This window comes from Flavobacterium collinsii (assembly GCF_902804485.1).
GTDB lineage: Bacteria > Bacteroidota > Bacteroidia > Flavobacteriales > Flavobacteriaceae > Flavobacterium > Flavobacterium collinsii.
In genome coordinates this window covers 1-10,790 of the sequence record NZ_CADCST010000149.1, presented here as the reverse complement: position 1 = coordinate 10,790, position 10,790 = coordinate 1, and the positions used below count along the sequence as shown (strand labels likewise).

At 32.5% G+C, this 10,790-nt stretch carries 9 protein-coding genes and 1 pseudogene; 4 read left to right on the top strand and 6 right to left on the bottom strand.

Going from position 1 to position 10,790, the window contains the following annotated elements; all coding sequences use genetic code 11:
• The first annotated feature begins 318 nt into the window (after nucleotides 1-318).
• From FLA105534_RS22525 to ettA, 3 genes are all read left to right on the top strand, one after another.
• Complete coding sequence (locus FLA105534_RS22525) at nucleotides 319-2,451, top strand: hybrid sensor histidine kinase/response regulator (RefSeq protein WP_173968327.1); 2,133 nt, start codon at nucleotides 319-321, stop codon at nucleotides 2,449-2,451.
• 69 nt (nucleotides 2,452-2,520) lie between these two features.
• Nucleotides 2,521-2,703 (top strand): CAL67264 family membrane protein, encoded by a 183-nt coding sequence (locus FLA105534_RS22520; RefSeq protein ID WP_173968319.1) that lies wholly within the window; start codon nucleotides 2,521-2,523, stop codon nucleotides 2,701-2,703.
• Between the two features lie 58 nt (nucleotides 2,704-2,761).
• Nucleotides 2,762-4,453 (top strand): energy-dependent translational throttle protein EttA, encoded by a 1,692-nt coding sequence (gene ettA, locus FLA105534_RS22515; protein ID WP_173968326.1) that lies wholly within the window; start codon nucleotides 2,762-2,764, stop codon nucleotides 4,451-4,453.
• Between the two features lie 213 nt (nucleotides 4,454-4,666).
• Here the strand turns inward: ettA and FLA105534_RS22510 are convergent, their stop codons facing one another.
• Both FLA105534_RS22510 and FLA105534_RS22505 read right to left on the bottom strand, forming a co-directional pair.
• Entirely contained in the window at nucleotides 4,667-5,080 is a 414-nt protein-coding gene (locus FLA105534_RS22510; protein ID WP_173968325.1) for a thiol-disulfide oxidoreductase DCC family protein, read from the bottom strand.
• A 292-nt stretch (nucleotides 5,081-5,372) separates the two neighbouring features.
• Nucleotides 5,373-7,538, bottom strand: coding sequence for an endonuclease MutS2 (locus tag FLA105534_RS22505; RefSeq protein ID WP_173968324.1), 2,166 nt, complete (start codon nucleotides 7,536-7,538; stop codon nucleotides 5,373-5,375).
• Between the two features lie 110 nt (nucleotides 7,539-7,648).
• Here FLA105534_RS22505 and ung point away from each other — a divergent pair, with 110 nt between their 5' ends.
• The gene (ung, locus tag FLA105534_RS22500; protein WP_173968323.1) at nucleotides 7,649-8,320 is read left to right on the top strand and encodes a uracil-DNA glycosylase; all 672 of its coding nucleotides are present in this window, start codon (nucleotides 7,649-7,651) and stop codon (nucleotides 8,318-8,320) included.
• A 53-nt stretch (nucleotides 8,321-8,373) separates the two neighbouring features.
• Here ung and FLA105534_RS22495 read toward each other — a convergent pair whose 3' ends face one another.
• The 4 genes and pseudogenes from FLA105534_RS22495 to FLA105534_RS22480 all read right to left on the bottom strand — a co-directional run.
• Nucleotides 8,374-8,757, bottom strand: coding sequence for a DUF4258 domain-containing protein (locus FLA105534_RS22495; RefSeq protein ID WP_173968322.1), 384 nt, complete (start codon nucleotides 8,755-8,757; stop codon nucleotides 8,374-8,376).
• 36 nt (nucleotides 8,758-8,793) lie between these two features.
• Entirely contained in the window at nucleotides 8,794-9,993 is a 1,200-nt protein-coding gene (locus tag FLA105534_RS22490; RefSeq protein ID WP_173968321.1) for an alanine dehydrogenase, read from the bottom strand.
• Between the two features lie 83 nt (nucleotides 9,994-10,076).
• A complete protein-coding gene (locus tag FLA105534_RS22485) occupies nucleotides 10,077-10,550 on the bottom strand; it encodes a GNAT family N-acetyltransferase (protein ID WP_173968320.1) in 474 nt (157 codons plus the stop codon).
• A 22-nt stretch (nucleotides 10,551-10,572) separates the two neighbouring features.
• Nucleotides 10,573-10,790, bottom strand: a pseudogene (locus FLA105534_RS22480) (hypothetical protein); the annotation flags it as partial.

The window sequence follows — 10,790 nt, the reverse complement described above, 5'->3', positions numbered from 1 at the left end:
CTGAAATAGTGTTGTTTAAAATCTTAATTAATGAGGTGTACTTAGCTTTTTATTATTAAATACTCAAAACTAATAGGGTTCTACAAGTGATTTGTCATAATAACATGTAATTAATTAACTATAATTATAGCAAAGACAATGTAATTTCATTATATTTCCTGAATATTATTTACATAAAACAATTCGGTGACCCCATCTACCTTATATCTATGCAACACAAGAATAAAAGTCATTCTTGTGTTATTTGTTTGCCTATCTACTGTTTTTAAGAGTTATGCCCAGTCTCAAACTCTCTTAAAAACAAACCCAGATGCTATAGTGTCAAAGATTGATAGTATCAAAAAACTAATCAGAACAGAAAATGTTCAAAATCATCTTTTGGGACTTAAAATCTTAAATGAAACAGAAGCTTCTTTAAAATCAAGAAGAGACACTGTAGGTCTTTTGCTTTTTCATAGGGAATGTATTAAGCTAATTTCTTATTTACGAAATTTCGGAACTCCTAATACATATCTTCTTGAAAATTTTCAGATTTTAAAGAAATACAATAACAAGCGGGAGTTGGCGCTATTGTATGAAGCCCTTGGTGATTTAAGGTATTATGAAGGCAATAAGTTATTGTCTCATCAATACGATTTGAAAGCGCAACAATTAATAAAAAAATATGGCAACCATGAGGACAATATAAACATAAACTACAACCTCTCGGTATATTATAAGACACATAAAGATTACAAGAAATCGATTCATTTTGCTATGATTTCGCTTGAAAACATTAAAAAAAGCAATACATCGAAGAAAAATAATTTTAAGATTCCCAATTTATATCTCTTCATATCCGAAGATTATTACTACCTGAAAGAAAATGATAGTGTCTATAAGTATCTGCAGCTTGTAGAAAAAACTCAAATACCCTACGCAGACGGGAGAGTTCCTTATGATGCAAAGCTCAATGAGCTGAAGGCAATGTATTATTACAATACGGGCGATCTGGCAACTGCAACAAAATTTTATCAAATCTCAGTATCAAAGTACATCAGACTTAATCAATTTAGAATGAGGCTTATTCAAAAATCAAACAAATTGAATAATACTTTGAAAATAAAAAATATTGAAAATAGAAGAAAAATTAATGAAGCCAGACTTGAAAGCGTAAGTGAGTCTTATAAAAATTATCTGCTGTTTTTTTCATTACTGCTAGTTACAATACTAATAGTGTTATTTATGATTCAGTTCAGAGCTTATAAGTATAAAATGAAGGTTAATTTGATTCTGGAGAAGAAAAATTCAGAGTTAGAAAAAATAAATAAAGAGTTAAACGAAGCTTCAAAAATAAAAGATAATTTTCTTGATGTTGTAACTCATGAATTAAAAACTCCTTTAAATACGATTAGAGGGACAGCATATTTACTTGAAAACGAAAAATCGGAACAACTTAAGAAAGACTATATTAAAAATTTAAATTTTTCTTCCGATTATCTTTTGGGCTTTATCAATAATATAGTAGATTTTAAAAATCTAAAACGAGACGATACTATTAATTTACAGTTTAAAGATATTAATCTTAAAGAGATATTGAACGCCGTAATTGAAATGTTTAAAATCAATGCCACGAACCACAATACCATACTACTTGATTTTGACGACAAAATTCCACAGACTTTAAAGAGTGATGAAATAAGATTTACTCAGGTTATTATGGAGCTGATGACAAATGCTACAAAATTCACAAAAAATGGCGAAGTAACTTTAAAGGCAAAACTGATTAAATCTAATAACGATAATGCCAGTATTAAATTTGATATTTCTGATACAGGAATTGGAATTTCAGAGAACGTTCAAAATAAAATATTTGAACCCTTTATACAAGAATCTACTGAAATCAATATTAAGTATGGAGGAAGTGGATTGGGGCTTTCCATTATAAAGAAAACCTTAGAACTTTTTAATAGTACGATTGAAGTTAAATCTAAAAAAGACAAAGGAACTACTTTTTCATTTGTAATCGATTTTGATATTTCCAATGAAATCCAAAATGAATCTTGTTTTATAAATAATCAGGAACAAAAAGACGAGCTCCCAAATATTGACGTTTTGCTAGTTGAAGACAATAAAATAAATCAGTTGTTAACCAGTAAAATTCTAATCAGCAAAGGTTTTAAATGTGATGTGGCCAATAACGGTCTTGAAGCAGTAGAGAAAGTAAAAGAAAAAAAATACGCAATAATACTGATGGACATTATGATGCCAATTATGGATGGTTTTGAAGCATCAGAAATTATTAGCGGTTTAAAACCTGAAATACCGATTGTAGCACTGACAGCCATTTCAGAAAATATATGCAGCAATAATTTTCAAAAAGCTAAAATTTTAGAAAAACTGGACAAGCCAATAAATCCTGATATTTTGTGTGAAACAATTTTAAAATATGTTACACAAAAAACGATCTAAGATTTACTAAAATTCACGATATTTGCATCTCTAAAAAAATACTACTTTTAAAATACTAATAACGCAATTATGGGAATGAATAAAAATACCATTTTAGGATGGGCTACTTTTATAATGGTACTTATGGGATTGTTACTTATAGGTCTTGGCGCTTTTAGATACAGAGATGTTTCCGGTTGGGGATTTGTTGCAGTTGGAGTTGGTTTTTTCTCTATCGCCTGGGTTTTTAACGCTTTGAAAGGAAGGGTATAATTCACTGTCTATTGCACTATCAAATTAATAAAAATAAACTAATAACAATAAACATAATATGTCAGACGATAAGAAAGTAATTTTCTCAATGCAAAAATTGAGTAAAACCTATCAGGGAGCAGACAAACCAGTACTTAAAAATATTTACCTGAGTTTCTTTTACGGAGCTAAAATTGGTATTTTAGGTCTTAATGGTTCCGGAAAATCATCACTTTTAAAAATTATTGCAGGAGTTGATAAAAACTATCAGGGTGATGTTGTCTTTCAACCAGGTTACACCGTAGGTTACTTAGAACAAGAACCAATCCTTGATGACTCTAAAACTGTTATCGAAATTGTTCGTGAAGGAGCTGCTGAAACTATGGCTGTTCTTGAAGAGTACAATCAGATTAATGATTTGTTTGGTCTTCCTGAAAATTACGAAGATCAGGATAAGATGGATAAGTTGATGGATCGTCAGGCAGCTTTACAAGATAAAATCGATGCTCTTGGTGCTTGGGAAATTGATACAAAACTTGAAATTGCAATGGATGCCTTACGTACACCGGAAGGAGACACACCAATTAAAAATCTTTCAGGAGGTGAGCGTCGTCGTGTAGCTTTATGTCGTTTGTTATTGCAACAGCCTGATGTATTGCTTTTGGATGAGCCTACCAACCACCTTGATGCTGAATCTGTACTTTGGTTAGAACAGCATTTAGCACAATATTCGGGAACTGTAATTGCTGTAACGCACGATAGATATTTCCTTGATAATGTAGCAGGTTGGATTCTTGAGTTGGATAGAGGAGAAGGTATTCCTTGGAAAGGAAACTATTCTTCTTGGTTGGATCAAAAATCAAACCGTATGGCTCAGGAAGAAAAAGTAGCTTCTAAAAGAAGAAAAACTTTAGAGCGCGAGTTGGAGTGGGTTCGTCAGGGAGCAAAAGGTCGTCAAACGAAACAAAAAGCTCGTTTACAGAACTACGACAAACTATTAAATGAAGACCAAAAACAATTGGATGAAAACTTGGAAATCTACATTCCAAATGGTCCGCGTTTAGGTACGAATGTTATCGAAGCAAAAAATGTTGCCAAAGCCTTTGGAGATAAATTATTATATGATAATTTAAATTTCACTTTGCCACAAGCAGGTATTGTTGGAATCATTGGGCCAAACGGTGCTGGTAAATCGACCATCTTCAAAATGATTATGGGAGAACAAGCTACTGATAGTGGGGAATTTTCTGTTGGTGAAACTGTAAAGATTGCTTACGTAGACCAGTCACACTCGAATATTGATCCGAACAAATCGATTTGGGAAAATTTTGCTGACGGTCAGGAATTAGTAATGATGGGAGGAAAGCAAGTAAACTCAAGAGCTTATTTATCACGTTTTAACTTTGGTGGAGGTGAACAAAATAAGAAAGTTTCGATGTTGTCTGGTGGAGAGCGTAACCGTTTGCACCTAGCCATGACATTGAAAGAAGAAGGAAATGTACTTTTACTGGATGAGCCTACGAATGACCTGGACGTAAATACATTACGTGCACTTGAAGAAGGTTTGGAAAATTTTGCTGGTTGTGCTGTAATTATTTCACACGACAGATGGTTCTTAGATAGAATTTGTACTCACATTCTAGCATTCGAAGGAGATTCTGAAGTATATTTCTTTGAAGGAAGTTTCTCTGACTACGAAGAGAACAAAAAGAAACGTTTAGGTGGTGATTTAACTCCAAAACGTTTGAAATACAGAAAATTGATTAGATAATAAGATCTGAAAATTTCAATAGAAAAATCCCAAATTCCAATTATCGTGAATTTGGGATTTTTTTATTATTAGAAGCTAGGTCTCATTTCAAGGAACGAGAAATTACATAAAGTATTTCTTCGATATTTGTCCATTTACTAATGTGATTTCTCCTACGTCGAAATGACAAATATTGCGCTAAGTACTGGGATTTGGAATTTTAAATTTTGGAATTTAAAGAAACTTAGCTTTTAATTCCGGAGTTGGAATCATGCAGCTTTCTTTTTTACCATACCATTTGTAACGATTCCCGGCAATATAATCGTAAATATAATTTCGAAGTTTTTCTGGAAAAATTTTAAAAACAGAAGCTAAGCTGTAAATTCCGCCTAAATTTTCTCCAATTCCCAAAACTGCCGAAGATTTATAATAATATGCAACTCCAGGATTGTATAAAATAATGCTATCCATTTTAGTTTGATCAACACCTATATAATTACAAATCTCAATTCCCAATTCTGATTGCAAAGGCACAAAACGAAAAATATCATTTTTATCATTTTTAATTATAAACTGAACGGCGTCATTGCATAAATTACAGACACCGTCAAAGAGGAGTATTTTTTTGTTTTTTGGAAGGTTTTGCATTTTGAGGAAAGTTTCAAGTTTTTAAGCTTTATCAAAGTTATTGTCAGATTTGTCATTCGTCGCTCGTTAAAATGACATAAACAAGAATAATAAATTTAAGTTATTGAAATGCAAATATTAATAATTTTTACAAATCGAAAACGGCTTTGTTTAATTACTTTTAAGCTGTTTTTAAAAAATATCCATCTTCGTATATCATCTCAAAAAAAATAATCGATTAAATTGTCTTATTTTAATTTTGGACAAATTTTATGTTCTAAAAGACTAAAAACTTAGACGGAAAACAGAAAACTTACTTTTTTCCAGCTTCCACTAATTCCAATTCATCTAAACTTACTTTCGAAGTAAAAATGCCGTAATTTACTGTTGCTTTATTTTTTTCGATGGCATCAATACTACCAACGGATCTTCCGTCGAGCATTCTTACTCTGTCACCAACTTTTAAAACTGGTTTTGGTTTTTCGATTACAGGTTTAAGTTTTTTCTCTTTTTTCTCTTTTCGAATTTCTTCTACTTTTACTGTAATTTCAGCAATTACTTCTTTTTTCTTTTCGATTATGGCCTTAGCTTCTTTTGGAGTAGCTTTTTTACGCTTTGAATTCTCAATTTCTATAATTTTCAAAAACTCTCCTATAAGCTCTTTTTTGTTTTTATTATTAAAGTATTTCTTAGAGATGTCTTCTATCTTTTGACCTATATATATCGTCTTTTGATTACTATCATATAATTCCTGATAGCTCTCCAGTTTTTGTTTGATTTTTACATTGATGTTTTCCATCTTTTTGCTTTCTTCACGAGCCCTTGTTTCCTCTTCTTTTAGATTAATAGAAGTTTTTTCCAACTTAGAACGTTCTTTTTGAAGTGTTGCAATTGTTTTATCAAAGCGAACTTTGCCTACTTCAATTTTCTTTTTAGCACGATTAATCAATCCAAACGGAATCCCGTTTTTTAATGCAACCTCAAAAGTAAATGAACTTCCAGCCTGTCCCAAAGCCAGTTTATACATTGGCTCAAGAGATTTTTCATCAAACATCATATTTGCGTTTGTAGCAAATGGCAACTCATTTGCCAAAATTTTCAAATTAGAATAATGTGTTGTAATAATTCCGAAAGCTTCACGGTGATAGAATTCTTCCAGGAATATTTCGGCCAAAGCACCTCCTAATTCAGGATCAGAACCTGTACCAAATTCGTCAATTAAAAACATGGTTTTCTTATTGCATTTTTTTAAGAAATAATTCATGTTTTTTAAACGGTAACTATACGTACTTACGTGATTTTCAATAGATTGATTGTCTCCGATATCCGTTAAAATTCTGTCAAACAAGAAAGTTTCACTTCGTTCATGGACCGGAATTAACATCCCGGATTGTAACATCAACTGTAACAAACCAACTGTTTTTAGAGAAATTGTTTTTCCACCTGCATTAGGGCCTGAAATGACAATAATTCGGTTATCTTGCTTTAATTCAATAGTCTGCGGATGTGTAACTTCGTTCTTTTGCTTGTTATTGAGGTATAAAATTGGGTGGTAGGCCTCTCTGAAAAACAATCTTCTTTCTTCCGTAATTGTAGGCAGTATTCCGTTGATTCTATTGGCGTATTTTGCTTTTCCGGCAACAACGTCAATATCACTTAAAAAATCCTGATATTCAATTAGCAAAGGCAGGTATGGACGAATAGTATTAGATAATTGCTTTAAAATACGGGTAATTTCTTCTTTCTCTTCGTATTCTAAATTAGCCAATTCCCTAGAATATTGTAAAGTAGCTTCAGGTTCAATATAGGCGATACTTCCGGTCTTAGAAGTTCCTAAAATAGAACCTTTTACCTTTCGGCGATACATAGCTAAAACTGCTAAAACACGTCGGTTTTGTACAAAACTTTCTTTAATATCATCTAAATAACCAAGGCTATTATTATGTGAAAGTGCAACGCCAAAGCTTTGATTTACTTTACCACGTACTATATTCATATTTTGCCTTATACTCAGTAAAGCCGGTGAAGCATTGTCTTTGATTTCTCCGTACTTATCTACAATCGCATCAATGGTAGTTATGATGTCTTTTGTATACTCTACGCGAGAAGCTCTATTGTTTAGATTAGGGTAGTAATCGTCAAATTTTTTAAGAAAATTCAATAAAAAGTTGGACGTTGAAGAAAGCGTGGCAATTTTTCTAAAACTGCCAACTTCCAAAAAGCTATCTTCTATAGCCAGAAACTTAATTTCGTGAGTTATAGCGTCAAATCCATGATTTGGAATGGCGTTATTATTTTGAAAAGAGGAAACATATTCTGATGTTTGCATAAGAGCTTGCATCAAGGTTTCTTTATCTCTAAAAGGAGTTATTTGTAAAGCTTTTTCTTTTCCTATATCAGTATTACAGCCTGCAGAAATGGTTTCGAGTACTGTTGGAAATTGTAAATCTTGTAATGTTTTTTCGGTAATAGATATCATTATATATCGTAAGTTGTAAAGGTTCAAAGTTACAAAGTTTTAAAACGAAATAGCACTATTAATTAGTACTTTGAAAAAAACTTTGCGTAATTTGTAATAAAAATTAAAAAATGAGAATCAATCTTTCTCTTGACTGGGAAGCGGTGCTAAAAGATGAAAATGAAAAAAACTATTTTCAGGAGCTACTAGCAACTCTTGAAACTGAATACCAAACTCATACCTGTTATCCGCCTGCAGAATTAATTTTTTCAGCTTTCAATACCTGTACTTTTAAAAATTTAAAAGTAGTTATTATTGGGCAAGATCCGTACCATGGAGAAGGAGAAGCCAATGGTTTAAGCTTTTCTGTAAATGACACGGTTAAGATTCCACCATCGTTGCGGAATATTTACCGAGAGTTAAATGATGACCTCGATTCTATCTTTATACCAACTTCCGGCAATCTTGAAAAATGGTCGCAACAAGGAGTTTTGCTTCTAAACGCTTCATTAACTGTTCGCAAAGATAGTCCAAATAGCCATAAACACCTGAAATGGAATTTATTCACAGATGCCGTAATTCAGGCCATTTCTGATCAGAAAGAAAATATTGTTTTTCTGTTATGGGGAAGCTTTGCTCAAAAAAAAGGTGCAAAAATAGACCGTTCAAAACATTATGTTTTAGAATCCGGACACCCTTCACCAATGAGTGCTAATCAGGGAAAGTGGTTTGGAAATAAACACTTTAGTAAAACAAATGAATTCCTGAAATCAAAAGGAATTAGAGAAGTAGACTGGCTATAATAAATAATAACCGATTGAATTAATAGTGTTTTAAAGAAGAGTAATAACTACGATTACTCTTTATCTTTCTTAACAATCTCATCTAAAATCGCTTTATCCTCATAGTTAATTACTTTTAATATAATTTCTTGATTTTTAGAGGTTTTACCTTCGATGATGTAAAGTTTTCCTTTATTTACAGGTACATTACTTTTATCAAAATCGACATCTCCATATGTCAGTGTATTTTTAATATCAGCTGTATCAACCCATTTTTCATTTAAAGTCTGAACTGCTTTATCGGAATACTGAAAAGGCTTCATGCGTAAATTGTTTAAAACCCTGGCGTTTGGAAAATAATTGCAACGCGTATCTTTTCCACTGAATACAAGGGCTACAAAAAAGCATCCTATAACTAAACCAATCAAATAATAAGCAAAACGATGTGCGAACTTCATGAAATATTTTTTTTGCAAAGGTACACTAAAGTTCTCTTAAAATACAAGTAAATTAATATCGTTATCCGGTAAATCGAACCACTCGCCAATTGCTTTATTGGTAAGAATTCCGTGGTACAGATAAATTCCGTTTTTTAATCCTTTATTGCATCTGATTGCACTTTCCAATCCGCCATCTTCTGCTATTTGAAGCAAGTACGGAGTCAGAATGTTACTTATTGATAATGAAGCTGTTTTAGAATACCTTGAAGGTATATTTGGAACACAGTAATGAAGAACATTGCTTTTGATAAAAGTTGGCTTTTCGTGTGTTGTAACTTCTGAAGTTTCAAAGCATCCGCCGGTATCAATACTCACATCTACAATTACAGCACCTTTTTTCATGTGTTCCACCATGGTTTCCGTAACAATAATAGGACAACGTTCTTTCCCACGCATGGCACCAATAGCGACATCACAGCGTCTCAATGCTTTTAGCAAAGCTTTTTGCTGAACTGTTGACGTAAAGATGCGTTGGTTTAGGTTGTTTTGTAAACGACGCAATTTGGTAATTGAATTGTCAAAAACTTTTACATTTGCACCAAGACCTATTGCAGTTTTGGCAGCAAATTCGCCAACAGTTCCGGCTCCCAGAATAACGACATCAGTAGGAGGGACTCCGGTAATATTCCCAAATAAAAGACCTTTACCAAATTCATCCGTAATCATTAATTCAGCTGCAATAAGAATAGATGCCGTTCCTGCAATTTCGCTTAATGATTTTACTGCAGGGTACGATCCGTCCTCATCTTTAATATATTCAAAAGCAAGTGCAGTGATCTTTTTTTGAGCCAAAGCCTCAAAGTAGGCTTTTTTCTTCGTTTTTAACTGAATGGCGGAAATTATAATCGTTTCAGGATTGATCATTTCGATCTCGGCTATTGTTGGTGGTTCTACTTTAAGCAACAATGGACATCCAAAAACCTTTTTAATATCTTTTGTTACTTCGGCGCCGGCATCTGAGTATTCTTTATCAGAATAACTTGAACTTTCACCAGCCCCTGCTTCAATCATAACTCGATGCCCTTCATAAGTCAAAGAGTTTACTGCATCAGGAGTCAGGCAAATACGACGTTCCTGATAACTTGTTTCTTTAGGGATTCCAATAAAAAGCTCGCTTTTGAATCGGCCAATTTCAAGTTTTTCTTCTTGTGGCAACAATTGCTGTTTCGTAAATGGAGTTAAGGTAATTGACATGGGTGGTGCGAAAAATTAAGAGTACAAATTACGTAAAAAGTTTTAAAATCAATGTAAAAATTCTGCTAATACTTGTTTAAGAATTAAGACAGAATTTTCTCCATCTTTATATCTGCTCTTTCATAACTTACATTCTCCAAAGGGGCTTCGACAAAACCAAACTTCTCATACAAATGAAGCGCGGGAAGCAGTATGCGATTGGAATACAGGAATAGCTTTTTAATATTATTGTTTTCGGCAACGGTCATGCAGTGTTCTAATAGTTTGTTCCCAACCCCAAGACCTTGCGCTTTATTTGAAACAGCCATTTTACTCAATTCAAATGTTTCATTATTCATTTTCATTAAGGAAACCGTTCCAATGATTTCGCCTTTGTATCTGGCATAAAAGATTAATCCGCCTTTGTCTATAATTTCTTCCTGTGGATTGGAAAGTACCACTTCGTCTCTTTCTTCAACTCTAAAATACTTTTGAAGCCATTCTATGTTTAAGGTTTTGATGTGTTCTTTTAAATCGGAAGAGAAAGGAATTATTTCAACTGTATCCTGGGTATTCATTTTTACTTTTGTTTAATAGAAGCTAATCCTTATATTTTATATTTCTTTTGATGATTGAAGAAATTGATTCCTGATTATTTCCAAAATTTCTTTCGGTTCGTTTAATCCAATTACCTTTCTTATCGTATTTGTATTCAAAAGTTATTATTGTTTTATTTGAAGAAAGTGGCCAGATCATTTTAGTAATATCACCAAAATCATTCTTTTCTAGTATAAAATCTCTGTTATAAACTTCTGTTT

Excerpts from the sequence above, each read along its gene's own strand:
- FLA105534_RS22520 (WP_173968319.1), top strand. The coding sequence starts at position 2,521 with ATGGGAATGAATAAAAATACCATTTTAGGATGGGCTACTTTTATAATG.
- ettA (WP_173968326.1), top strand. The coding sequence starts at position 2,762 with ATGTCAGACGATAAGAAAGTAATTTTCTCAATGCAAAAATTGAGTAAA.
- FLA105534_RS22510 (WP_173968325.1), bottom strand. The coding sequence starts at position 5,080 with ATGCAAAACCTTCCAAAAAACAAAAAAATACTCCTCTTTGACGGTGTC.
- FLA105534_RS22505 (WP_173968324.1), bottom strand. The coding sequence starts at position 7,538 with ATGATATCTATTACCGAAAAAACATTACAAGATTTACAATTTCCAACA.
- ung (WP_173968323.1), top strand. The coding sequence starts at position 7,649 with ATGAGAATCAATCTTTCTCTTGACTGGGAAGCGGTGCTAAAAGATGAA.
- FLA105534_RS22495 (WP_173968322.1), bottom strand. The coding sequence starts at position 8,757 with ATGAAGTTCGCACATCGTTTTGCTTATTATTTGATTGGTTTAGTTATA.
- FLA105534_RS22490 (WP_173968321.1), bottom strand. The coding sequence starts at position 9,993 with ATGTCAATTACCTTAACTCCATTTACGAAACAGCAATTGTTGCCACAA.
- FLA105534_RS22485 (WP_173968320.1), bottom strand. The coding sequence starts at position 10,550 with ATGAATACCCAGGATACAGTTGAAATAATTCCTTTCTCTTCCGATTTA.